Origin of the sequence: Exiguobacterium sp. s130 (assembly GCF_018619055.1) — a bacterium.
Taxonomy (GTDB): Bacteria; Bacillota; Bacilli; order Exiguobacteriales; family Exiguobacteriaceae; genus Exiguobacterium_A.
This window is the reverse complement of sequence record NZ_JACSNI010000002.1, coordinates 263,736-287,221: the sequence shown is the minus strand read 5'-3', so window position 1 is coordinate 287,221 and position 23,486 is coordinate 263,736. Positions and strand designations below refer to the sequence as shown.

The following is a 23,486-nucleotide window of genomic DNA, read 5'->3' as shown; positions in this document are numbered from 1 at the left end:
CAAAATTGATAAAGGGGTCGAAAGAAATGAAACGGAACTGGATCATTGGCGGTATGACGATGAGCCTTCTACTAAGTGGATGTGGGGGAAGCGAAGTCGCCGAGAAAAAGTCTGAAAAACCACGAGAAACTGAACAAAAAAGGCAAGCTACTCAGCAAGCATACATAGAAAAGACGATACAGCGTGCCGGGCGTTACGCTGCCCAGTACGATTATGAGCGAGCAATCAAGGTATTAAAACCTGTACGCACAAAAGAGACGATACAAAGAACGAAAGAATACGAACAGAAAAAGCAGGCGCTCCTGCCTGTGACGAAACCTGTGCCGCATCTCTTTTTCCATTCATTGATTGCCGATCCAAAACGAGCATTTGACGGCGACCGGAAGGAAGCAGGATACGATGATTACATGGTGACGCAACAGGAGTTCGAACGAATCTTAGATGCGTTATACAAAAACGATTACGTACTCATTCGACCGACGGATTTAGCAAAAGAGATGAACGGCAAGATCGTCGAGACACCCGTCCGTTTACCAAAAGGAAAACAACCGCTCGTTCTTTCTCAGGACGACGTCAATTATTATGAATACATGGAAGGGGATGGATTTGCGAAGAATTTAAAAGTAAAGGATGGTAAAATCGTCAACGAGATGGTCGGAAAGCCGGATGGTGCTTATGATCTCGTACCGCTCGTCGATGCGTTCGTCCAGTCTCATCCTGACTTTTCATATAAAGGAGCAAAAGGGTTGCTCGGTATCACAGGTTACAACGGGGTACTCGGGTATCGTTCTTCTTACAATCAATACGGACATATTAAACAGGTTGAAACGGCTCGAAAACAAGCGAAACAGACCGCCGTCGCATTAAAACAGGACGGCTGGCAGTTCGCGAGTCATACGTACGGACATATTTGGGTCGGGAAAGAATCAGTCACGACGATTCGCGCTGATCTTAAACGCTACAAACAGGACGTTGCACCGCTGATCGGAAAAACGACGCAATTGATTTATCCGTACGGCAGTGATGTCGGGGATTGGCACGATTATTCGGGTGAGAAATATCGTTTGCTCATCGATAGTGGGTTCCGTTATTTCTTCAATGTGGATGCGAGTCAACATGCGTGGAAACAAGTTGGACCCGACTACTTCCGCCAAGCTCGAATCAACGTTGATGGGATTCGTTTACGTCAAGCCGTTGCTGGAAAGACGAGTGTCCTCGATCCATTCTTTGATGCGAAAAAGGTCTTTGATCCAGCGCGACCGGAACGGAAGTGAGTGATTGAAAACTAGTTAATCCATCGAGTAAAGCAATTAAAACGGTAGTGGCTGCGTCCCGTCCTGATCTGTAAATTGATACGTCTTCGCGAGATCGGCAACGAAGACGGCTTGTCCAGAATAATGGCTAACGGCGTCATCCGCCATCAGCGCTGTAACGGCTCGTCCGATATAAGTCGTCGATTCAGTCGCAGCACTCGCGAAACCAGCATCAACGACTCGTTCCGTTCGCATGAAACCGGGGCAGAGCGCGATGACAGAAATGGTCGTCTGAGCTAACTCCTGCGCCATGACGTGTGTCATTCGATTAATCGTTTGCATCGCCAAATCATAATAGAGGTTTCCGGCCACCTGATCTGGAGTGAATGACGTCAAATTGATGACGAGCGCAGCTGGACTTTGTTGTAGCAAGGGCATCGCAGCCCGAATCGTCCACAAATACGCTTTTGGTCCGGCAGACATCATCGCGTCCCAATGTTCCGGTGGTCGCTCCCAAAACCGTCGTCCAGTTCCAGACGGTAAGTGGCTTTTCGAACCACCGAACACACAATTGACGAGGAGATCGATTCGACCATGTTGGTGCTGAATCTGCTGAATCAGACGATCGATGTCCATTTGATTCTTATGGTCACAAACGACGAGAATGCCAAGTCCGCCGCGTGCTGTGACACCAGCAGCTGTCTCTTCGATCGTCTCTCTACGGTTGTCCGTTGTCTGTTCATTAGTACTCCGTCCCGTGACGTAGACGATCGTTCCAGCATCACCCAAGGCATAAGCGATGCCACGTCCGGCACCACGCGAGGCGTCAGCGACGAGTGCAATCCGTTTTGACATGATGAAACTCCTTTCAGATACGAGAATACGGATGGGCAGATGCGCATCCGTCTTCTTCTGTCTTTAAAAACCTTTAATCGTCATCCCACCATCGACATAAAGCGTTTGCCCGGTCACGTAACGGGCTGCAGCAGACGATAAGAAGACAGCTGGTCCAACCAGTTCTTCTAATTCACCGACCCGACCGAGCGGTGTCACGTCAACGATCTCTTGCAGGTATGTAGGATCTTTCAGCAATGGTTCCGTTAATGGTGTCTTAAAATACCACGGTCCGATCGCATTGACACGAATGTTTTGTGGTCCCCATTCAAGCGCAAGTACTTTCGTCATCTGAATCATTGCCGCTTTCGTCGTCGCATACACGACGCCGGTCCGTAAGGCGACGTGACCAGCAACCGAGGCGATGTTCAGAATGCTTCCACCTGTCTCCTGCATCCGTTTCCCAATTTCTTGAGCAAAGAAGAAGGCGGATTTCAGATTCGTCTGTTGGATCGTTTCCCATTCTTCTTCCGTTACATCGAGTGCCTTCGAGCGAATATTCATTCCAGCGTTGTTGACGAGCCCATCAATCTGCGGTACTTGTTCGTAGGCACGAGCTACCGTCTCGAAGACTTGTTTCCGGTCAGTGATGTCGCACGGGAAGATGTAAGCCGTTCGACCGAGTCGTTCGATTTCTTGTGCCGTCTCCTTCAAATCCCGTTCCGTCCGGGCGACGAGAATGATGTCGGCACCTGCTTCTGCCATTCCGATGGCGAGCGCACGTCCGATGCCTCGACCAGCTCCTGTGATGAGAAATGTCTGATCGGTTAACGAAAAACTTGGAAGATACATGATGTCACGTCCTTTTATTGAGAGTCATCACTTACTCTAATGAAAAATTGACTGAAAAGAAAGAAAAATCACTCCGAGCTAGAGTGGAGATGGTAAAATATTGAAAAGGAGGGATGGGATGAAGCGTGGTTTAGTTGTGACATTATGTATATCACTCGTGAGCCTTGCTACGATTCAACTAGTCGGTACAGAAGTCTATCGTTATTTCTTTTATGATCCGGCAACCTATCAAGCCCGATTTATGGTTGATGGAGGCGGAAAGGAAGAAGGAAAACCGACCAAGCAAAAAATGGACATCCAAAGCGGGGGATTTGCGGATAAGGATGCATTAGGAGTTGTTACCTTTTACGGTGTCGTCGGTCTTGTCATACTACTGATTGTCATCTTCAGTGTACGTTACTTCTTGAAGTATTTGCGAAAACGACGCAGACGAGAGGCTGTAATCGACGATTTAATGGAGCCGCCGCCGGTGTTTTCCCCAAATCGTTCGATACGACAAACACTTGTTGGTGAAGAATCAGAGTCAGAGATTCGCCGTCTGTTACAAACGTTCGATCGGCAACTGACACGACAAAAACGCCGCCGCTCCGAAGAGACGGTCGGCGAATGGTTACAGCGGATTGATGTCACGCTCGATCCATCAATCTATCATCTCGTCCGGTACGGTGAGACACCGGACTCGGCGATTTCACAAGATCAGGTCGATGATCTAAGACATGAACTACAAGTGCACCTTCAGCGCGACTGACCGAGTAAATCAAGCAGGATCGCATGATGGGAGGCGTCTCGTGAGACGAGTGACAATTCGCGGACGACATCAAACCCGTCGACCGGTAACGTCTTGATTTCAGGTGACAGTCCATCTTGGAAAATCTCCGGCAATAGAGCGATACCAAGTCCTGCACGGATGAAACCGAGGACGCTCGATCCGAATTCCATCTCGTTTTCTGCTTGGTAGACGGCACCTCGCTCGATGAACGCGTCCTTTAGGATGTTCGTCGAATCGCAATCGATCGGAAGCGATAAGAAAGAGGCGTCACGAATTTGATCAAACGCTACAGACGCACAGCCTGTGAATCGTTCGTCGTCTTTATGGACGTAAAGCAAAAAGTTCTCCGTATACAAATGGGTCGTATGATAAGGATGGACATGGTGACGATCGTCGAGTAAGACAGCATCATATCGGCGTTCTTCAAGACCTTGCATCAAATCGATCGTCGTATGCGCCGTCTTTAATTTGAGATCCGGTGCCGTCGCTTGTCGTGAAACATGTCGGGGGAGATACGTCATCGCGACGCTTGGCCATGATCCGAGCGTCAGGGTCGTTCGTTCGTCGATCGTACCGATCCGCCGTTTCATCTGATCGATCCGGTCAAGCAGTTCGCGACTCTCTTCAAAGACAATTTCGCCAGCTGTCGTCAACGTGACACCATGTGCCGAACGGTGTAACAGCGAGACGTCGAGTGCACTCTCAAGACTTTTGATTTGTTTACTTAACGCCGGTTGCGTCATATGCAGTACTTCGCTTGCTTTCGTCAGGCTGCCGGTCTCCGCGGTGACGAGGAATGCTTCCATCCATTCGGTCTTCATTGGTTCACGCTCTTTTCATACAGGTTGTTTAGAACGTACGTCATTTGAACGCATCTGACAATCATTTTGCATTTTTTATATTCTTAGTTTGGAATATTCTAAATTGGGAATATATAAAATAAAGAGGTGAACGGATATGAATGATCGGATACCAATACGATTCTCAGCTCTCGGAGACGCGACACGGATTCAACTCATCGAAGCGTTACGAAACGGTCCTCGCTCCGTCAATGAGTTAGCTGAACAACTACACTTACGCCAACCGCAAACCTCGAAGCATTTGAAGCTGTTGCTCGACGCGGAACTAATCACTGTCGAACGGCAGGCGAATCGTCGCTTGTATAGCCTTCGTCCAGAAGCGTTTCGAGAGCTCGTCATGTGGAGCAACTCGCTTGCACAAATGGAAGCCCGCATGCATCGTCTAGACGCACATTTGAAGCAGATTCAGTCGAACGTGAAGGGAGACGGGACGAATGAAAAAGGAATTGAAGACTTCGATTGAGGGGAAGACGCTACGAATGGAATGGTCGTGTGAGGCGCCGCGAGATAGCGTCTTTGCCGCATTCACGGAAAAAGAGCAGCTTGAAGCGTGGTGGGGACCGGAAGGCTGGGAGACGACGATCGAGACGTTTGAGTTTCAACCAGGTGGTGTGTGGCATTATTGCATGCGCTGTATTGATCCGGCGCAAGGTGACTTCTACGGCATGGAGTCGTGGGGGAAAGCGATTTTCAGACACATCGATGCTCCGAACACGTATAGTCATGCCGATTATTTCTCGGACGCGTCAGGAGCGATCTCTGAACATTTACCAGGAAGCGAGAATGTCACGACATTTCTCGACCACGGGGAGACGACGTTGATCGTCTTCGAGTCGACCTATGAGACAGAAGCAGCCGTGCAAGAAGTGCTCGGTATGGGGATGAAGGAGGGCTTTACGTCGCAACTGTATCGCCTCGATCGTCTATTAGTGAAACAGTGAGAAGGAGTCGGTGAGGGATGCGGAAGCTCAGTCTTATAGTATGTCTGCTTTGTTTAGCCGGTTGCGGAAAGTATACGATGGAAGAGGCGAAGGAGAACGGCGATATCATCGTCCAGAAGGATGTTACGAACAGCGACCGATTCGAGTCCTTTTTGAAGAACTCAACGCAAGGGAAATCAGATCAGATTCGCATCACGGCGTTTACGACTGAAGGCGACCCGGTGTTGTATGACGTCAAGTATGATGGTAAGTCGTATCACTACACGTCCGATTCATCGCGTGATCAGTTCGGTACAACAGACGATGATCGTAAAAACGAAGTCTGTAAGAGACTCGTCAAGACAAGCGAGAAGGAACAGTCGGTCTATACGTTACGCCAATGCGCTGAAGGGGCGGATCATGAGCTCTTACGATTGCTAACACAATAATCAAAAAGGATCGTGTCCCGTCGAATCAATCAGCGGGCACGATCCTTTTTATTCGATGTCGAGACGACGCAAGGCTTCGCGCCAACTGGAGAAGCGTTCAATCAACAACGTTAGTGAAGGTGCTTGGTGCGCACGCGCCCACTTGGCATATTGTTGGCTCGTCAGAAGCGGTCCATGTGTGGCTGCAGCTTGTTGAAGAGCGTCTAAGCAGTCTTGATCGGTGAAGAAGCCGTTCGAGGTGAGATCGAAGTGTGCCAAGGCCTTTTTCCAAGTGCCGAACCGACGAATGATCGTATTCGCACTCAGCATCTCGGGGTTTAGATCCCGCAATTCCGTGTAGGAGCGAATCGTCATGTTCGTTCCTTTTTGTGCGACATAAAAAGCAACGCTTTCTTCGATCGACCACCGCTTCGTTCGCTTGACCGCAGCGGGACGGTTCAGCGTCATGCGTTCTTTCGTCGATAAATGGGAAGCCTTGACGATTCCAGCTCGTTCTAACAGGTGTGCCCACGAACCGAATCGGGCGTTGATTTCTTCAAGCGAAGGGTAAGGAAGTTGAGCTGCTAACTTTTGATAATGGGTAGCTTTCATAGGTGAATGGTGCATTTGATGAAGACCTTGAATCAAGCGGATGATCTTCTCATCCGTTGCTAAGGTGGAAGTGGAAGTCGGATGTTGACGCATGCAAGATATCTCCCTTTTGAATGGTTGTTTCAATTAAAGGCTAGTGTAGCATGGGCGATTGCGAGAACATACTAACAATATCGTAAGGTAAGAAAAATAGAGCATTTTCATCCGAGAAATACAGGAAAATAAGAGGTGGAACACGAATGCAATATTATAGAAGAAAAGAGGGGGAAACGATGAATGAACGAAACACAAACGATTGATACGATGGAGGATATTTTAAAGATGCTTGATGCGCGATTTCGTGAACCAGACCCGTTTTGGGACAAGTTTTATGAAGATCGGACGAAACCGGTCCCGTTTTTTAAGAACATTCCGGACGAGAACTTAGTTCGCTACGTCGAACAGGGCTGGATCTCGCCAGGTGAAGCACTAGATCTCGGAACAGGACCGGGGCGAAATGCGATCTATCTCGCAACACACGATTTCTCGGTGACGGGACTGGATCTTTCAGCAACCGCATTAGAATGGGCAACGGAACAAGCACAACAGACTGGAGCACACGTTGCGTTTCGAAAGCAAGATTTTTTAGAGACGACAGAACAGAATACATATGATTTCATTTACGATTCAGGCTGTTTTCACCATATGGCGCCACATCGACGTTTGACCTACGTGACGCGAATGAAGGAGATGTTGCGACCAGGAGGATATTTCGGATTAACGTGTTTTGTTGCGGGCGGTCCGCTTGGCGGGGCGACGTTGACTGACTGGGAAGTCTATCAAGAAAATAGTCTCCAAGGCGGACTCGGCTATACGAAAGAGCGATTACTCTCCATATTCGATGCATTCGACGTCATCGAACTAACGGAAATGAAACCCGTCGACAATCCAGAGGCATTATTTGGTCATGCTGGACTGTGGACCGGTTTGTTTCGATTAAAGGATTGATTCGTCCGGCATTCGAGACGTGAACCAGTCCACAAAGTAACGGACATCTTCTAGCGAGACGATTTGGTGTGTATCGTAAGCGGCGAACAACGTTAAAAAGCGCGGTTCGTCAGGAAAATAATGAAACAGGATCGAGCGGAGTGTCTCTAAGTCATGCACGAAGCTTTGATCGTCTTCTAAGAGGAAATGATAGGCACTCCGAACGATCCGCTTCACGATCGAATCCGAATCAAGCAAGGTGACTTGCCCTTTCTCTAGACGTGATAGATCAGACCTCAACTGCTCGGATAGCCCACTGTTTAATGCGAAGCCAAGAGCACGTGTCGGACGGAGATACGGAAATCGAGATTGGAGATTTTCGCCTGCCAAAAACAAGTTGACGGATTTCAACCAGACGCCCCAGCGAAGTGCTTCGTCATCCCGTATGACGTCGCCAAGCAGACCGATGTCATAATCGATTTTGGTGACGAAGGGATAGTCCGTCAACCAGTGTTCCGTCCGTTTATCTAACTGCATGTGTTTTTCTTCCGTCAACGGTTCTGTCAAAATCAGTGTAAAATCGAGGTCGGATTCAAAGGGACGCGCCGTTCCTTTGGCGACGCTGCCATACAAGTACACGCCATGAAACGCAGATAAGGTTTGTACATAGGCGACGACGTCCTGAATCACGGCACGATAACGGACAGGAATCGCTTCAGCGGAAGTTGGATTGTGGATGTAGCCATTTTTCGTGCCCAATGTCGTTGGATACTGCATCTGTTTTCCTCCTCATCCTTCAGGGATGGATTGATAGCGATACCACTTCTTGTTTCGCTGTACATATAAAAACATCGTATCATCTTTTTCTTGATAGATGACCGTACCGCTCTGAAGACGAGTTGCCATGCCGTCCTTGAGCGTCTTTTCGGATGTTATTTTTTGGATACGTGGTCCGGGAGTCAAAGAAAGACTCGAGACGGTTACGACCTGATCTAGTCGATACACGCGATCGTTCAAGCGGATGACGTCTTGAGCTTGTTCAATGGCTTCCGCCGCGATGAGGTCCACCGTTGTCATCGTCGTCTCCGCTAAGCATCCACTGAGACAAAGAATGACCAATACGATAGTAGCTAACACTTTTTTCATGAAAATACCTCTTTCTCTGGTTATATATCGTAATTTACGATATATTCGGATTATACGATATAAGGGGGAGCATTATGATTTCATCTGATTTTGCAAAAATCTATTATCAACTACATCCACGGTTCGAGGAAAACCTGTCTCACCAAAGTGTGCGCATTTTGCAATACATTCAATTTGCGACGAATCCGACGATCAAACAGATTGCCGAGGCATTTCGCCTCTCACATAATACGACGTCTGAGCACGTCAAAAAGTTGGAGGGATTAGGCTATATCGAAAAAAAACGAAATCCAGAAGACCAACGCCAAGTGACGATTGGTTTGACAGACTTGGGGGATACAATCGTTCGTCGTCATACGGAACTCGATCCCAAGCGGTTGAATCAAGTCCTTGCTACGATGTCAAAAACAGACCGACAGGCGATTGAACAGGCGTTTCGATTGTTGCGGGAGGCAGCAGATGACTGCTTTTCTCGTTAAGGTGCTGTCGAGCGCACTGGTCATCGGTCTCGTCACGGAAGTCGCCCGGCGTTCACCGTCACTGGGGGGCGTGTTGTCCGCGTTGCCCGTCGTCAGTCTGATCAGCTTTGCCTGGCTCGTTAAACAGGGAAGTGAACGGGCAGAACTGAGTACATTCTTAGAGAGTGTGTTACTCGGATTACCAGCGACGTTCTTATTGCTTGCCGTCTTATATGGATTGATCCGCTTAGGTATTCCTGTTTTTTACAGTGTACTCGGTGCAACAAGTCTTTTCATCGTTTGTTGGTATATCCAACGTTACCTACAACAGTGGTGGCAAACCTAAAAAAGGAGACAAAGTAATGATAACCCTTCGAACAAAGCGATTGATGATTTATCCATGTACAGCGAATGACGTGACACGTTTACAACAACAGCACTACGATAACGGACCGGAAGTTCAGCATCATTTGATGTCAATAGCGTCAGATCCCTCGCTATTATACAGGGGCAGCTGGCTCGTCATGAAAAAGGATGGTCAAGTAATCGGGGATATCGGATTCAAGGGGAAGCCGGACATACGTCAAGCGGTCGAAATCGGTTATGGTCTGTTACCAGCGTATCTCAATCAAGGGTTTGCGACGGAAGCAGTTCAAGCATTGATTGAATGGGCGTTTGAACAAACGGAAGTGACAGGGATACTTGCGAAGACGGAGTCGACGAATCAATCATCAATCCGAGTACTCGAAAAAGCGGGATTGATTCAGGTCGGGAGAGACGATCGGTATATCATGTGGGAGCGCATGAAGAGGATGTAAAGGAAACTTGACAGGTAGTATGTTATTTACATATAGTGGGATTACGAGGTGAAATCATGAAAAATAAGGTGAAGGAGATGCGCGAAGAACGAGGTTGGTCGCAAGGCGAACTGGCAAAACGATTGAACGTGTCGCGTCAGACAGTCATTTCCATCGAAAAAGAACGGTATAATCCGTCACTCGACCTCGCGTTTTCACTAGCTGATCTGTTTGAACGGCGCATCGAAGACATCTTTACACCGAATCGAATGAACGAGGAGGGAACAGAATGAAGCGAGTCAATGTGTTACTAGACATCATTTTAATTGGAGTAGGTCTGTACTTAACGATGACAGATCCGGCGGCTAAAACACTCGGAATCATCCTCGTTTTAGCTGGCATCACGTCACGTATCACAGGAGCGGTTTTCTCGCCAACGGAACCGTATGATGAGCGCCAAGGAACGATTAAAATTCGTAGTGGACATATCGCTTATCTCGTAAGTATCGGATATCTTTTCTTAATCTTGCTACTCGTCAATCTGTCGATCATTCAAGACATTCAATTTGCTCTGTTGCTGGCATTGGGAGGACAACTTTTATTCTTTCCTCTTGTATTGCTGTACGTGAATCGAAAGATGTGAAGAAGTGAATGTTTATAAAAATGCTACTTGTAACCGTTATCAACAATGGTATAGAATGTAATGGAATAGGGATTGTTACTGGTCAAGCAGGCGAAACCCAAATCAGCGATCACTGGAACCGTGAGTGACGTTTGATTTGGGTTTTTCTATTTTTGCTGATTTGAAAGGAGGTCACCGATGATCATTCACCAAATTTTCAACAACAATGTCATCAGTGTATTTGACGAAGCAGGGCGTGAGCGAGTCGTCATGGGGAAGGGAATCGGGTTTAAACGGAATTCAGGGCAGACGATATTAGCCTCTGATGTTGAAAAAGTCTTTTATCTCGATGATGCTGGCAATCATGAACGATTTAAATTACTACTTCAAGAAATTCCTGAAGAAATCATCGTCTTGACTGATGATATCGTAACGATTGCTAAATTGACGCTTGGAAAAAAACTCAATGAACTTGTCTATATCGCTCTTGCCGACCATTTACATTTTGCATTTGAACGTCATGAAAAAGGTTTAGAGATCAAAAATGTATTGCTTTGGGAGATTAAACGTTTATACCAAGATGAGTTTAATGTTGGTTTGCAAGCGCTTGAACTGGTTGAAGAAAAATTTAATATCGTACTACCTGAAGACGAAGCAGCCTATATAGCGCTTCATATCGTGAATGCTGAATTAAATGAAGAAATGCCGAACATCGTTTCAATGACAAAAGTCATTCAAGAAGTATTGAATCTTGTAAAATATCACTTTGCACTAGAATGGGATGAGAATGCTCTCGCTTATCATCGTTTTGTTACTCATTTAAAATTTTTTGCGCAACGACTCGTGACACGTACTGAATACGAAGGAGATGAGAGTGCACTTTTTGATCTAGTGAAAATGCAATATCCAAAATCCTATGTCTGCACTGAAAAAATCGGTTCCTTTATTCAGAGAAAGTATGATTATCGGTTGACGGATGAAGAGAAATTATACCTAACGGTTCATATTACAAGATTGATTAAAGAAAAAAAGAAAGATTGACATATTAATGTATTGTTATTATATGGTTAATAAATATATATTTATCTAATAGGATTGTTACTGGTCAAGCAGGCGAAACCTAGGTGAAGCAATGCGTATTTCTATGAAATACGTAACTTGTTCTCATCTGGGTTTCTTTTTGTGTCTATCAACTATGGAGGTGTCTTATGAAATACGATCAATTGGCAAAAGAAATCATTGAATCTGTCGGAGGCGAACAAAATGTTAGTTCACTTGTTCATTGCGCGACCCGACTACGTTTCGTACTTAAAGACAAAGCAAAGGCAGATAAATTAAAACTTGAAAAATTAGAAGGTGTCATTGCTGTAAAAGAGAGCGGAGGGCAGTTTCAGGTCGTTGTCGGAAATACAGTACCTGAGGTATATCAAGCAATTGGAAAACAAACAAAGCTGATGGAGGAGTCGACAGAAACTAGTAAGACAAATGAAAAAGGAAACATTTTTGGTCGAGCAATCGATATTATTTCAAGTATTTTTACGCCATTGCTTGGTGTCATGGCGGGAGCTGGTATCTTAAAGGGTTTACTTGCGATTGCGACGAATGCAGGTTGGTTAATTCCTACTGAAACAACGTATATCATCTTAAATGCTACAGCGGATAGTCTCTTTTACTTTTTACCTATTTTGTTAGCGGTTACATCAGCGCGGAAGTTTGGTGCCAATCAATTTGTTGCCATGACAGTAGCGGGTGCTTTGATCTATCCAACAATCATTCAACTGAAGACGGATGCAGTCGCGACGACATTCTTCGGTATACCCGTGACGATGATGTCATATACATCTACGGTCATTCCAATCATTCTTGCCGTTTGGGTTATGAGTTATGTTGAAAAATTCTTCAATCGACATGTCCATGAGAGTGTTAAAAATTTTGTTACACCTTTGATTGCTCTCATTACAATCGTTCCATTAACGTTAATCGTGTTTGGACCAATCGGTGTCACGTCAGGCGACTTGATTGCTGCCTTCATTCTAAAGGTATTAGCATTTAACCCAATTTTAGCAGGGGCGTTCATTGCTGGTGTATGGCAAGTCCTCGTCATTTTCGGTATTCACTGGGGAGTCGTTCCGATTTTCATCAATAACATTGCCACTAAAGGATATGACTATATCAAACCGGCAACTGCTCCAGCAATTTTTGCACAGGCAGGAGCATCGTTCGGTGTCATGCTTCGTTCAAAAAATAAAAAGTTAAAAACATTAGCAGGTTCTACGGGAATTACCGCGTTATTCGGTATTACAGAACCTGCCGTATATGGAGTCACTTTACGCTTAAAGCGTCCTTTCATTGCAGCTGTCATTAGTGCAGCAGTGGGTGGAGGGATCGTAGGGCATTTTGGAAGTGTAGCAGTAGCTTCTGGTCCTCCGGGATTATTGACGTTACCCGTCTTCATTGGCGATAGTATGACAGCATTTTACGGGTTGTTAATTGGTGTCGGTGTCTCATTCTTTTTATCGATGGTCTTAACATACATCCTTGGATTTGAAGATGATCCGATTGAAAAAGAAGCAGAAAAAAATGTTCGTGCATCAACAGATATGACGATTCCAAGCCCAGTTTCAGGTCAAATCGTTTCTCTCGAAAAAGTTTCTGATAGTGTATTTGCGAGTGGAGCGATGGGACAAGGTTTCGCAGTCGTTCCAACTGAAGGAAAAGTAATCGCCCCAGTATCAGGTCAAGTAACTGCTATATTTGCAAGCAAGCATGCGATTGGTATTCGATCAGAGAATGGGATGGAAATCCTCATTCATGTTGGGATTGATACGGTACGCTTAGATGGAACTCACTTTGAATTACACGTCGCACAAGACCAGAAAATCGAACCAGGAGATGTATTAATCACTTTTGATATTGAATCGATTCAAGCGGAAGGATATGACATCATCACACCTGTGATTTTCACGAATTTATCAGAAGAACGACAAATTACGATTGATCAGGATCAAATTTCAGTAAGTGAATACAATAAACCTGCTTTTGCATAAGAAAGGATGAGACGATGCAATTTCCAAAAAACTTTTTATGGGGTGGCGCTATTGCGGCCAATCAAGCAGAAGGTGCCTATTTATCCGATGGGAAAGGATTATCTTCCGTTGATTTAATTCCTAGTGGTTCAACTCGAAGAGCCGTTATGAAGGGAGAATTATCGCATTATGAGCCCCTTCCAGAATTAATTTATCCATCCCATGAGGCGATTGACTTTTATCATCGTTATAAGGAGGATATCGCTCTATTCGCTGAAATGGGGTTTAAAGCGCTTCGTTTATCGATTTCATGGGCACGTATCTTCCCAAAGGGTGATGAAGAACAACCAAATGAACAAGGATTGAAGTTTTACGATGAGGTGTTCGATGAATTATTAAAATATGGAATTGAGCCAGTCGTTACAATGGCACACTTTGATGTACCCGTTCATTTAGTAGAGCATTATGGAAGTTGGCGTAATCGAAAAATGGTCACATTCTTCGAACGATATGTTGAGGCGATCGTATCTCGTTATCATTCGAAAGTACGTTATTGGATGACTTTCAATGAAATAAATATGTTGTTCCATCTTCCTTACATGGGAGCTGGATTAGTATTCGCAGAAGGAGAGAATCGACAACAGATTCAGTATCAAGCGGCACATCATCAATTGGTAGCGAGTGCGCGTGCCGTGGAAATTGCTCATACGATCAATCCGAATCTTCAAGTAGGGTGTATGTTGGCAGCAGCCATGACGTATCCTTATACCTGTAATCCAGATGACGTCGAAAAAGCAATGGAACGTGATCGTGAGAATTTCTTCTTCATTGATGTACAAGCTCGCGGTGCCTATCCGGGTTATGCATTAAGACAATTGAAAGAGGCTGGTATTGAAATTCAGATGGAACAAGGTGATATTGAACTATTACGCAACCACACAGTGGACTTTATTGGTTTTAGCTATTATTCGAGTCGCTGTATCAGTACTGATCCAGAAATACTGGATAAAATGACGGCGGGGAATGTGTTCCCGACTGTCAAAAATCCATATTTGAATCAATCAGAATGGGGATGGACGATTGATCCGAAAGGACTCCGTCTAACAGCAAATCAGCTATACGACCGTTATCAACTTCCCTTATTCATCGTCGAAAATGGCTTAGGTGCATTTGATGAATTGGATGGAGAAGGAAACATTCAAGATGACTATCGGATTTCTTATTTAACAGATCATATTCGAGCAATGTACGAATCGATACAAGACGGAGTAGAACTCATCGGTTATACGAGTTGGGGCTGTATCGATCTCGTCAGTGCGTCTTCCGGTGAATATGCAAAACGGTATGGCTATATTTATGTAGATCGTCATGATGATGGTAGCGGAACGAATAGTAGACGGAAGAAGGCGTCCTTTGATTGGTATAAAAAAGTAATTGCATCTAATGGTGCCTGTATAGAAGATCAAAAACATATTAAAATTAAATAAAAGTATAGCTAACGATGTGTACCTGAGTACTTCTAAGATACGCGTCGTTAGCTATTTAGCTATTATTAATGATATGTAGTAAGAAGTTATGTTACTTTAACCGTGGCGTGGAGCAAACAGCATGATGCTGACACCGATTAAACAGATTAAGGTACCAATTATGTCATAGGTATCTGGTGATTTACGATCTACGATCCAGCCCCAAAATACGGACATGACGATGAATACACCACCATAAGCTGCATAGACGCGACTGAATGTTGGAAATTGCTGAAACGTAGCAATGATGCCATATAAAATCAGGATCAATCCACCAATCAGACCGAAGTACGAAGGTCGTCTCTCTCTTAGCCATAGCCAAATCAGATATCCGCCACCAATCTCACTTAAACCAGCAATAAAGAAAATGAAAGCCGACATGATCACGATTCAACCCTCGATCGCAAACGTATCACGCAATTCAATGATCGTTCCTTCCGGTGCTTTTAATTTACTCAGATGTCCATTGACGACGAAATAGATGTTGCCACCGTGTTTTGGTAAAAAAGGCATCCCGAGTTGTTCCAGTCGTGTTACTTCCTCTTGCAAGTCGTCAACATAGAGGGCGAAATGAACAGGACCCGCTGCTTGTTTTGTGTAATCGGTGAACGGTTGACCGGATTTGGGTGTCTGTAACTCGATGTAGAAATCACCGAGACGTAACCAGCTGTTAAAGTCGCGGTCATGAAAATCGGGTGTTTCTTGAACGAGCGAAAAGCCGAGCTGTTCATAAAATTGTTTAGACGCGACGTAATCCGTCGTCTGAATACAGATGTGATGAATTTGTTTCATACTAAAACCTTCCTTCGTGTTCAATGAAATCATGCAGAACTAGTGTAGCATTTCGCGGATCAGTTGGAGTGATAGAAATGGAGAATACGATGCAACATGCCATAAATTTGATGTGTGAACGTTTTTCGTTAGGGCAAACGATCAGCGAACCTGTCCGATTGACGGGTGGTCTTCTGCATGAGTCGTGGCGACTACAGACAACGACAGGATTCTATGTCTTAAAACGATTGAATCAGGAAATCATGCGACGTCCTGAAGCACGAAACAACTTTAAGATGTCAGAAGACGTTGCGATGCAAGCGTCTCTTTACTTAGCAGCATTACCAGCACGTCGCGTCAACGATCAAGTGTTTGATTGGGTCGATGGCAAGACGTTATCAGCCGATCAAATTCGACCGACACATGCACGACAAATCGGAGTTCAATTAGGACGATTGCATGGTCATTCCGTGGCGACGACTGGCTTTCCAAAGCCAGATACCTCCAGTATGCCAATCGATTGGAACGATTACCTAGAAGAAGGAAAGCGACAGCAATCAGACTGGCTACAGTTGCTAGTCGAAGAACAGGAACAGCTACAACGACTGGAACGATTAGCACTGGAAGCAAAACTGCAACTACCTGAAGACTGGATCGTCAGCCATCGTGATCTTGATCCGAAAAATGTTCTCTGGACAACGAATGGTCCGGTCTTGATCGACTGGGAGTCTGCAGGATTGATTCATCGAGCCGTCGACGTATTTGAAACCGCCTGTTATTGGTCAAAACGTAAAGACGATACGTTTGATCGTGATCGATTTAACGCAGTTCTTGCTGGTTATACGATAAATCAACGTTTGCCTGATGTCGACTGGCTTCATGTCATCAATATCAGTGTCCAAGGAAAGTTGGATTGGCTGAAGTTCAATCTGGATCGTTCACTCGGGAAACGCAGTGTTCCTGAAGCGGAACGAACGCTCGGAACAGAGCAGGTCCTTTTAACGATAAAAGAACTACAGGTTCACGACCGGAATCTCTGGATTAAGGGGATATTGGCAAGATGATAATCAGAAAGAGGCACTGAATCATTCGATTCGATGCCTCTTTCGTTATTAAAATGATTTGACTAGATGTTCAACGGTTGATTCAGGAGTACGAAACGAAACATACCCGAGTTGCTTGATCCGGTCATTCGAAAATGTCGCTTGTTCCGCTGGACGATCTGGTGCTTGAATTTGTTTACCACTTGCTTCAATCAATTTCATGCGGAAATCTGTTTCTGGCAGATTAACATCAATCGCATTAAAGATGTCCCCATCTTGCGCATTTGTTGCAGCAAGAACAATCATCTCGACTAGGTTATCCGCATGGATCCACGGAACGACGTCTTCCGGGTGTACCCAAGTAATGAGATCTGCCACTTTCATCCGCTCGACTTGTCGATCCCCCCAGTAGGATTGTTTCTCGGCACAAATAGAACCAGGTCGGAGGATGATTAAATCGGAATCGGGTGTATATTCCTGTAACAGGCGTTCCGATAACTGCTTTGTATGAATGTAGACGTGCTCTGACGGTAGGAGCGGTGACGTTTCCGAAAAATGTCCACTCACGACTTCTCCGTAAACGGAAGTCGTCGAGATATGTATGATGCGCTTGACACAAGCATTTGTTGCAGCATCGGCGAGATGTTTCACACCTGTGACGTTTGCTTCTTCCGCTAAGTCGGGGTCATCCCCAAGGTAGGCAGCACAGTGGATCAAGAGATCGACGCCTTGAAGTGCTGCAACAAGCGAAGCCGGATTACCGAGTTCGCCGATGATTGGAATAACGTCATTTGTTGAATAGTGATCCGCCTGTTCCTGAGAACGATAGAGTCCTCGAACTTCACACGCTTCTTTAAGAAAACGTTGCGCGACACGTGAGCCAAGCGTCCCGGTCATCCCTGTAATCAAAATCGTACTCTCGTTTAAGTTCATGATGCTTACTCCTTTGACTCCGTCTTTTCAGCGAAACATTTCTCACAAATGAAACGACCTTCGCTTTTTAAGTAAGCTTTTACTTCCGTCATCCCGCGATGTTTTGGATAACGCATCTGGATATAAACCTTTTCGTTTCCTTCGATCGTTTTGCCACAATGAATGCATGTCGGTTCTTTACCAAACATCCTATCGCTCCCTATATTTTTATCTTCTACCTTATCGTAAAGGAAAATTAAGGATGTTGGAAGAATAAAGTAAAAAAAGAATCTAAAGAAAGGTGTCTATGATCTTCATTGCTATTTTTCTCGCCGTCGGTGGAGTCGTCTGGTTCATTTCAGCGCGCAGTCAGTCGAAGCATCGTTCGCTCGATGGTCAGGAGTATACGCTGAACCAGCACGACGTCCATCAGCAGCAAAATCATCGTGATTTTTGAAGGCATGTCAAGGAGCATCCGGTCGATTGACTGTATGCTCCTTTTTAGCGATTGCGTACATAAAGGAAATATTTCGCGTTGCTCCAAATCAAGGCGATAATCAATAAACTGATTGCGAAGATCTGAGACTGTCCGGTTTCATACGAATAAATGACCAATACGACGATGACACCCATCAATAGGAGTTGCAACGAAGATTGTGAACGAATGAGACCTTCTAACATGACGTGTCGTTCTCCGTCATCAGAGGCGGCAAATAGCTTTTTGACATAGTTTGTTTCCGAGTACTTTGGGAAATCACGGTTTGGGTAGATGTGACGCATAAGATTAAGATAATAATAGGATGCAAAACTACTGATGATGAAAAAGAGACCACTTAGTAATAAATGAAGTCCGAAATGATTTTCGATGATGCTAAAAGATGCGAGACCGATGCTGAGAAGAGTAGAAACCTGAACCATCATCATGCCATCCGCATAGTATCGATTCACTTGACCGTCAATCGCATCCTCGTCGTCTGAAGAAACAGGACGTCGAGTCAATTGACGAATTTGCAAATAGCGCACGATATAACTGAGGGTAAGAACCGTCAAGATAACGAAAAGACCAGTGAATATGTAATTAAGATAGAGCGATAGTTCAAACTTTGACAAGCTGGTATGATTGAAGACAGACATAACGATATAGCTACTAATGAAACCGAGCAGTGCTGCGATGATGACTTTGATTGCTTCTTTTTTCATATTAATTCCTCCTCATCGAAATAAAAAATTTCTTCTAACGGCGTATCAAACACACGAGAAATTTTGACAGCAATCAATAGCGAAGGCATGAATTCTTCACGCTCGATTAAGCTGATTGTCTGGCGTGAAATGTTTGCACGCCGCGCCAGTTCAGACTGATTCCATCCGTGACGAGCACGTAATTCTTTTAAGCGGGATTTCATATAGGGATTCACCTCCTATATAATGTAACTTATCATAGTCTTTTTGACAACGATAATAGTCAAAAAAGATAATATGATGGTCATTAATATGTAAATCAATCATATCGATGGGATAAATTGTATACTAGAATAAGTCGAAAGGAGATGTGAAACATATCGATGAAATCTCAGTCATCTGTAAACGATGTTTTTTATCATGATGAGGATGGTACGTGCCAAATCGCTTCGGTTCTACAAATCGAAGAGACACTACTCAAACAAAAAATCACCTATCTCCAAGACGTGACAGACTCGGACGCAAGTAATACATATGAACAAGGACGTCAGCAGCTATTAGACAAACTCGATACGTTAAGACGTTCGGTAAAAATGAATCTTATCTCTCGCGACGATGTCCCGCTCCGAACGCGAGCACTCTGGAAACAGTCACTCAGAGCGACGCGTGTAACGGAAGAGGAAGCGCGTCTCATCCAAGAGTATCTTCGGATTGAGGCAACGATGCTGACACAATCAGGAGAAGCGGTTTCTGATCTCTATGCCGCCTTATTTGATGCAGATGAGCCGACACGGAAACAAGCATTCTTATCGATTGAAGAAGCGTTCCGGACGAATGAATCCGTCATTCAACGATTATTTTCGCAACTTGTCGACATGCGACAAGTGCGTGCTTCTGCAAGCCATCAGGCGAGTTACGAAGAATTGGCTTTTTCGGAGCTTGGTCGTATCGATTATTCAAGCAAGGATGTCAATCATTACGCCAGCATCGTTCAAACTTATTTCCGACCGGTTAAACAGCAATTTCAGCTCGAGCAACAAACGTTTCTTGGCAAACAGGCGCTCCATCCGTGGGACGTCCGGCAATCGGCCTATACGCAGATTGATCATCGCATAACCGGTTCTGACGCTTCATTTTTAGATAAGGCACAAGCGATTCTTGAGAGCGTTCATCCGTCTTTTGCTGACATATTACAAGAAATGCGCCAAGCGGTTCATCTCGATATCGATGCCCGTTCAAACAAAGCTGGAGGAGGATTTTGTGAGTATTTTCCCGTCGAACGTCTATCATTCTTGTTCATGAATCGTATGCAGACATTCGATGATCTCGTCATCTTCATGCACGAGATGGGGCATGCCGTCCATCACGATGCAATGAAAGAGACGTATGATGGACTTCAACCGATTCCGCTCGAAGTAGGGGAATTCGCCGCCATGTCACTTGAGCTGTTGACGATGAACGAGTGGCACCAAGTGATTCCAGATCGAAGAGACGTTGCCCGGGCGAAACTCGAACAGATCCGTTCGATAGTGGAGTTCTTGCCGCAAACGATCATCGTCGATCGTTTTCAATCATGGCTCTATGCTCACCCTGACCATCTGCCGGAAGAACGACAAGCTTCTTTTGCACGTCTCCGGGAGACCTATGATACGGACATCCTCGATTGGTCGGAAACGCCTGATTGGAAAGGACTCGAATGGATGAGTGTCATTCATCTCTTTGAGACGCCTTTCTATTACATTGAGTATGCTATAGCGCAGCTTGCCGCTCTTCAGTTGTATCACCGTTATACGAAAGATCCTGCCCAAACGATGAAGGACTTCCTTGCAGCTTTAGCGCTCAGTCAAACCCATTCGGTTCAAGAGGTTTATGCGAGAGCGGGTGTGTCATTCTTACCGAGTGATGCGAAAATGAGAGAGTTGCTGACATTTCTAGAAGGTCAAATCGAAGCTTGGATAAATGAGTTAGATCAATTAGACGATGAAGATGTTAAAAAGAGAAAGTCTTAATCCGGAGCGACAGATGTACAAAACGATAGGAGGACGAACATGAATATACGTAAAAACATTGTCTATGCGACGTTATTCAATACTACAGGCAGTCAGATATTGATGGTCGAGAACCGTGGCGAACACGGTGACTACTATACACTGCCGGGAGGAACCGTCGAACATGACGAAACGCTACATACTGCAATCACGCGTGAAGTACTTGAGGAGACAGGCTTCACCATCATTCCAGGGGACATCGTCCATGTGGCGGAAGCATTCTTCCCGCAAGCGGGGGAACATTGTCTGTTTTTCTTCTTCGCGGGAGAAATCACTTCCGGTCAATTGAAGACGAATGTTCCAGAAGAAATTTCCGGACTCGTCTGGATGGACCGTGAAGAAGCGTTCAAACATCTTAATTTACCGGAAGCGTCAAAAGAGTCGCTTTTTGCTGGTCGAACGGTACCGTATGATTTTGCCGGAGAGATCATTCACGCGTAAGGAAGTGTCGCTTGACGTACTAAGGTGCCGGATTTTCGGGTACAACATTACAGGAGCCTTACCCGAAATTTGTAGAAAGTCAGGTGAACACACAGTATGTCGATTCTTACGTTTGACGAAGTCAGCTATCAACACATCTTACACGAAATAACGGGTGAGTTCCGCGAAGGTGTCATTACGACGCTCGTCGGACCGAGTGGTGCCGGAAAATCCACGACATTGAAACACATCAACGGACTTATTTCTCCCGATCGCGGCGAAATTTGTTTTCGAGGCGAACCACTCGAGCAGATGAATCTGCTCGACGTCCGCAAACGGATCGGAATGGCGTTCCAAAGCGCGCCGATGATTCCAGGTACCGTCTACGATAATATTAATTTACCGAAATCGATCTTCGGGGAATCGTTACCACGCGAGGAGGCGGAACGCTTGCTACAACAAGTCGAACTATCCGTCGAACTTGAACGACCGGTCAAAGATTTGTCCGGTGGCGAACGGAGCCGACTCGGAATCGCACGAACACTCGTTAATCGACCGGACGTCCTGTTGCTTGACGAAATCACGGCAAGTCTCGATTACCGGATGGTACAAGAAATTGAGAAGCTGATTCTTGATTTACAGCAGGAGTTGCAGACGACGATCATTTGGATTACGCATGACTTAGAGCAAGCCAAGCGGGTCAGCGACGACGTCTGGTTTTTAAAAGACGGTCGATTGATCGAGTCTGGTGCTTTTAAAGAACTCGTTTCAAGTGGTCAAGCAGAGACACAAGCGTTCTTGAAGGGGGTATCGATATGAGTTACCTCCAACTGGCGACTTCGCTGATCTTCATTTTGATCCCCCTCGTCTTAGCGCGGACGTTACGGCTTGGTCTAGAGAAGGACATCCTCATCGCAACCGTTCGATCAATCGTCCAACTCTTGATCATCGGTTATATTTTGACGTTCGTCTTTGAAAGCAGCAGTCCAATTTTCATGTTACTCATGATTCTGTTGATGATCGGTGCAGCGACACTGAACGTCATCCGTAAAGGGGACGGGATTCCCGGGATCCAGTGGATCATCTTGTTGACATTGATTGCGGTCGAAGCATTGACGATGGGCATTTTGCTTGGATTACAAATCATTCCGTTTGAAGCCCAGCAAGTCATTCCGATCAGCGGGATGGTCATTGGGAACTGTATGATTTTGTCCTTGTTGTTTCTTAATAAGTTCAAGGACGAGGTCGAACGAAGCGACGAGGTCATCGAACTGATTCTTTCGCTTGGTGGAGATGCGAAGACAGCGATTGATACGAGCTTAAAAGGCGCGATCCGGACAAGTATGATTCCAACGATTGAAGCGCAAAAAACGATGGGCCTCGTCCAATTGCCAGGGATGATGAGTGGGTTGATCATCGGTGGCGCGGATCCAATGGAAGCGGTCCTTTATCAACTATTGATTCTATTCCTGATCTTGACGACGGCGGCGATGGCATCGGTCCTCGTTGGTTTTCTATCCTACCGTCGACTATTCAATGAAAAAGCACAATTCATCGGTTTGACCTATAAGAAAAAAGACACGTAAGGAGCACGTTATGCAGACTTATCCGATTACTGAAGCCGACCTGCAACTGGTCGAACTAGCAACCAAAACGATTCAAAGCCGTTACGCTGACGATAAACATCACGTCGCAGCTGCGTTGCGGACAAAAGATGGCGCGACGAAAACGGGTGTTCATGTCGAAGCGTATATCGGACGGGTGACGGTGTGCGCGGAAGCCATTACGATCGGTTCCGCCATCACGGATGGATTGACGGATTTTGAGACGATCGTCGCAGTTCGACATCCCTATTCGGATGAGACGGACCGAACGATTCATGTCGTCAGTCCGTGCGGCATGTGTCGCGAATTGATTTCTGATTATGCACCGGACGCATTTGTCCTCTTGAAGATCGACGATCAGTTGACGAAAGTGCGGATTGCAGACTTAATTCCACTTAAATATGTTCGTTCGTGATTATAAGAATGGAATAAAATTCGTT

The 23,486-nt window shown here is 45.4% G+C and carries 33 protein-coding genes; 21 read left to right on the top strand and 12 right to left on the bottom strand.

Annotated features, from left to right (window positions below):
- Window positions 1-26 precede the first annotated feature (26 nt).
- Window positions 27-1,274, top strand: a complete 1,248-nt coding sequence (locus HZS85_RS05420; RefSeq protein WP_214854140.1) for a polysaccharide deacetylase family protein — start codon at window positions 27-29, stop codon at window positions 1,272-1,274.
- 36 nt (window positions 1,275-1,310) lie between these two features.
- On the opposite strand, the gene HZS85_RS05415 is transcribed toward HZS85_RS05420, so the two are convergent.
- Complete coding sequence (locus tag HZS85_RS05415) at window positions 1,311-2,108, bottom strand: SDR family NAD(P)-dependent oxidoreductase (RefSeq protein ID WP_214854137.1); 798 nt, start codon at window positions 2,106-2,108, stop codon at window positions 1,311-1,313.
- 63 nt (window positions 2,109-2,171) lie between these two features.
- Entirely contained in the window at window positions 2,172-2,939 is a 768-nt protein-coding gene (locus HZS85_RS05410; RefSeq protein ID WP_214854134.1) for an SDR family NAD(P)-dependent oxidoreductase, read from the bottom strand.
- A 118-nt stretch (window positions 2,940-3,057) separates the two neighbouring features.
- Here HZS85_RS05410 and HZS85_RS05405 point away from each other — a divergent pair, with 118 nt between their 5' ends.
- Complete coding sequence (locus tag HZS85_RS05405; protein WP_214854131.1) at window positions 3,058-3,687, top strand: hypothetical protein; 630 nt, start codon at window positions 3,058-3,060, stop codon at window positions 3,685-3,687.
- On the opposite strand, the gene HZS85_RS05400 is transcribed toward HZS85_RS05405, so the two are convergent.
- Entirely contained in the window at window positions 3,675-4,529 is an 855-nt protein-coding gene (locus HZS85_RS05400) for a LysR family transcriptional regulator (protein WP_214854128.1), read from the bottom strand. The two genes, HZS85_RS05405 and HZS85_RS05400, sit on opposite strands and share 13 nt — an antisense overlap.
- A 136-nt stretch (window positions 4,530-4,665) precedes the next feature.
- On the opposite strand from HZS85_RS05400, the gene HZS85_RS05395 reads away from it, so the two are divergent.
- The 3 genes from HZS85_RS05395 to HZS85_RS05385 are packed head-to-tail and all read left to right on the top strand — an operon-like array spanning window position 4,666 to window position 5,937.
- On the top strand, window positions 4,666-5,031 hold the full coding sequence (locus HZS85_RS05395; protein WP_214854125.1) for an ArsR/SmtB family transcription factor: 366 nt from the start codon (window positions 4,666-4,668) through the stop codon (window positions 5,029-5,031).
- Entirely contained in the window at window positions 5,003-5,509 is a 507-nt protein-coding gene (locus HZS85_RS05390; protein WP_214854122.1) for an SRPBCC family protein, read from the top strand. The genes HZS85_RS05395 and HZS85_RS05390 overlap by 29 nt, the downstream gene beginning before the upstream one ends.
- A gap of 17 nt (window positions 5,510-5,526) precedes the next feature.
- Window positions 5,527-5,937 (top strand): DUF4362 domain-containing protein, encoded by a 411-nt coding sequence (locus HZS85_RS05385; protein ID WP_214854119.1) that lies wholly within the window; start codon window positions 5,527-5,529, stop codon window positions 5,935-5,937.
- A gap of 48 nt (window positions 5,938-5,985) precedes the next feature.
- On the opposite strand, the gene HZS85_RS05380 is transcribed toward HZS85_RS05385, so the two are convergent.
- A complete protein-coding gene (locus tag HZS85_RS05380) occupies window positions 5,986-6,621 on the bottom strand; it encodes a homing endonuclease associated repeat-containing protein (RefSeq protein WP_214854117.1) in 636 nt (211 codons plus the stop codon).
- A 183-nt stretch (window positions 6,622-6,804) separates the two neighbouring features.
- Between HZS85_RS05380 and HZS85_RS05375 the strand changes: the two genes are divergently transcribed.
- The gene (locus HZS85_RS05375) at window positions 6,805-7,515 is read left to right on the top strand and encodes a class I SAM-dependent methyltransferase (protein ID WP_214854114.1); all 711 of its coding nucleotides are present in this window, start codon (window positions 6,805-6,807) and stop codon (window positions 7,513-7,515) included.
- Here the strand turns inward: HZS85_RS05375 and HZS85_RS05370 are convergent.
- Together HZS85_RS05370 and HZS85_RS05365 are read right to left on the bottom strand one after the other, a co-directional pair.
- A complete protein-coding gene (locus tag HZS85_RS05370) occupies window positions 7,504-8,271 on the bottom strand; it encodes a nucleotidyltransferase domain-containing protein (RefSeq protein ID WP_214854111.1) in 768 nt (255 codons plus the stop codon). The genes HZS85_RS05375 and HZS85_RS05370 overlap by 12 nt on opposite strands.
- A 12-nt stretch (window positions 8,272-8,283) precedes the next feature.
- Window positions 8,284-8,640, bottom strand: a complete 357-nt coding sequence (locus tag HZS85_RS05365) for a hypothetical protein (RefSeq protein ID WP_214854108.1) — start codon at window positions 8,638-8,640, stop codon at window positions 8,284-8,286.
- 74 nt (window positions 8,641-8,714) lie between these two features.
- Between HZS85_RS05365 and HZS85_RS05360 the strand changes: the two genes are divergently transcribed.
- The 8 genes from HZS85_RS05360 (at window position 8,715) to HZS85_RS05325 (ending at window position 15,030) form a co-directional block, all read left to right on the top strand.
- Window positions 8,715-9,119, top strand: a complete 405-nt coding sequence (locus HZS85_RS05360; protein ID WP_214854105.1) for a MarR family winged helix-turn-helix transcriptional regulator — start codon at window positions 8,715-8,717, stop codon at window positions 9,117-9,119.
- On the top strand, window positions 9,100-9,444 hold the full coding sequence (locus tag HZS85_RS05355; RefSeq protein WP_251137850.1) for a DUF3147 family protein: 345 nt from the start codon (window positions 9,100-9,102) through the stop codon (window positions 9,442-9,444). Before HZS85_RS05360 ends, HZS85_RS05355 begins: the two co-directional genes overlap by 20 nt.
- A 16-nt stretch (window positions 9,445-9,460) precedes the next feature.
- Window positions 9,461-9,916 carry a GNAT family N-acetyltransferase gene (locus tag HZS85_RS05350; protein WP_251137849.1) on the top strand — a complete coding sequence of 152 codons (456 nt, stop codon included), beginning with the start codon at window positions 9,461-9,463 and terminating at the stop codon, window positions 9,914-9,916.
- Window positions 9,917-9,972: 56 nt separating this feature from the next.
- Window positions 9,973-10,188, top strand: a complete 216-nt coding sequence (locus tag HZS85_RS05345) for a helix-turn-helix transcriptional regulator (protein WP_058704700.1) — start codon at window positions 9,973-9,975, stop codon at window positions 10,186-10,188.
- Window positions 10,185-10,538 (top strand): DUF2178 domain-containing protein, encoded by a 354-nt coding sequence (locus HZS85_RS05340; RefSeq protein WP_214854102.1) that lies wholly within the window; start codon window positions 10,185-10,187, stop codon window positions 10,536-10,538. The genes HZS85_RS05345 and HZS85_RS05340 overlap by 4 nt, the downstream gene beginning before the upstream one ends.
- A gap of 177 nt (window positions 10,539-10,715) precedes the next feature.
- Window positions 10,716-11,558, top strand: coding sequence for a BglG family transcription antiterminator LicT (licT, locus tag HZS85_RS05335; protein ID WP_214854099.1), 843 nt, complete (start codon window positions 10,716-10,718; stop codon window positions 11,556-11,558).
- A gap of 167 nt (window positions 11,559-11,725) precedes the next feature.
- Window positions 11,726-13,564: a beta-glucoside-specific PTS transporter subunit IIABC gene (locus HZS85_RS05330; protein WP_214854097.1), complete on the top strand. Its 1,839-nt coding sequence runs from the start codon at window positions 11,726-11,728 to the stop codon at window positions 13,562-13,564.
- A 14-nt stretch (window positions 13,565-13,578) separates the two neighbouring features.
- On the top strand, window positions 13,579-15,030 hold the full coding sequence (locus HZS85_RS05325; RefSeq protein ID WP_214854095.1) for a 6-phospho-beta-glucosidase: 1,452 nt from the start codon (window positions 13,579-13,581) through the stop codon (window positions 15,028-15,030).
- Window positions 15,031-15,126: 96 nt separating this feature from the next.
- Here the strand turns inward: HZS85_RS05325 and HZS85_RS05320 are convergent, their stop codons facing one another.
- Window positions 15,127-15,450 (bottom strand): YnfA family protein, encoded by a 324-nt coding sequence (locus HZS85_RS05320; protein ID WP_251137848.1) that lies wholly within the window; start codon window positions 15,448-15,450, stop codon window positions 15,127-15,129.
- 9 nt (window positions 15,451-15,459) lie between these two features.
- Window positions 15,460-15,861, bottom strand: a complete 402-nt coding sequence (locus HZS85_RS05315; RefSeq protein ID WP_214854090.1) for a VOC family protein — start codon at window positions 15,859-15,861, stop codon at window positions 15,460-15,462.
- 77 nt (window positions 15,862-15,938) lie between these two features.
- On the opposite strand from HZS85_RS05315, the gene HZS85_RS05310 reads away from it, so the two are divergent.
- Window positions 15,939-16,904, top strand: a complete 966-nt coding sequence (locus HZS85_RS05310; RefSeq protein ID WP_214854088.1) for a phosphotransferase — start codon at window positions 15,939-15,941, stop codon at window positions 16,902-16,904.
- Between the two features lie 48 nt (window positions 16,905-16,952).
- Here the strand turns inward: HZS85_RS05310 and HZS85_RS05305 are convergent, their stop codons facing one another.
- Both HZS85_RS05305 and HZS85_RS05300 read right to left on the bottom strand, forming a co-directional pair.
- Window positions 16,953-17,816, bottom strand: a complete 864-nt coding sequence (locus HZS85_RS05305) for an NAD-dependent epimerase/dehydratase family protein (protein WP_214854086.1) — start codon at window positions 17,814-17,816, stop codon at window positions 16,953-16,955.
- Between the two features lie 5 nt (window positions 17,817-17,821).
- Complete coding sequence (locus HZS85_RS05300; RefSeq protein WP_035407678.1) at window positions 17,822-18,004, bottom strand: hypothetical protein; 183 nt, start codon at window positions 18,002-18,004, stop codon at window positions 17,822-17,824.
- 98 nt (window positions 18,005-18,102) lie between these two features.
- Here HZS85_RS05300 and HZS85_RS05295 point away from each other — a divergent pair, with 98 nt between their 5' ends.
- Window positions 18,103-18,252, top strand: coding sequence for a hypothetical protein (locus HZS85_RS05295; protein WP_197026211.1), 150 nt, complete (start codon window positions 18,103-18,105; stop codon window positions 18,250-18,252).
- A 44-nt stretch (window positions 18,253-18,296) separates the two neighbouring features.
- Here HZS85_RS05295 and HZS85_RS05290 read toward each other — a convergent pair whose 3' ends face one another.
- Both HZS85_RS05290 and HZS85_RS05285 read right to left on the bottom strand, forming a co-directional pair.
- Complete coding sequence (locus HZS85_RS05290) at window positions 18,297-18,995, bottom strand: DUF3169 family protein (protein WP_214854083.1); 699 nt, start codon at window positions 18,993-18,995, stop codon at window positions 18,297-18,299.
- A complete protein-coding gene (locus HZS85_RS05285; protein ID WP_035407684.1) occupies window positions 18,992-19,198 on the bottom strand; it encodes a helix-turn-helix transcriptional regulator in 207 nt (68 codons plus the stop codon). The genes HZS85_RS05290 and HZS85_RS05285 overlap by 4 nt, the downstream gene beginning before the upstream one ends.
- A gap of 159 nt (window positions 19,199-19,357) precedes the next feature.
- Between HZS85_RS05285 and HZS85_RS05280 the strand changes: the two genes are divergently transcribed.
- The 5 genes from HZS85_RS05280 (at window position 19,358) to HZS85_RS05260 (ending at window position 23,461) form a co-directional block, all read left to right on the top strand.
- Complete coding sequence (locus tag HZS85_RS05280) at window positions 19,358-20,983, top strand: M3 family metallopeptidase (RefSeq protein ID WP_214854080.1); 1,626 nt, start codon at window positions 19,358-19,360, stop codon at window positions 20,981-20,983.
- A 39-nt stretch (window positions 20,984-21,022) separates the two neighbouring features.
- A complete protein-coding gene (locus HZS85_RS05275; protein ID WP_214854077.1) occupies window positions 21,023-21,463 on the top strand; it encodes an NUDIX domain-containing protein in 441 nt (146 codons plus the stop codon).
- A 96-nt stretch (window positions 21,464-21,559) separates the two neighbouring features.
- Entirely contained in the window at window positions 21,560-22,261 is a 702-nt protein-coding gene (locus HZS85_RS05270) for an ABC transporter ATP-binding protein (protein ID WP_214854074.1), read from the top strand.
- Window positions 22,258-23,028 carry an ABC transporter permease gene (locus tag HZS85_RS05265; RefSeq protein WP_214854071.1) on the top strand — a complete coding sequence of 257 codons (771 nt, stop codon included), beginning with the start codon at window positions 22,258-22,260 and terminating at the stop codon, window positions 23,026-23,028. Before HZS85_RS05270 ends, HZS85_RS05265 begins: the two co-directional genes overlap by 4 nt.
- 10 nt (window positions 23,029-23,038) lie before the next feature.
- Window positions 23,039-23,461, top strand: coding sequence for a cytidine deaminase (locus HZS85_RS05260; RefSeq protein ID WP_214854068.1), 423 nt, complete (start codon window positions 23,039-23,041; stop codon window positions 23,459-23,461).
- Window positions 23,462-23,486: the final 25 nt, after the last annotated feature.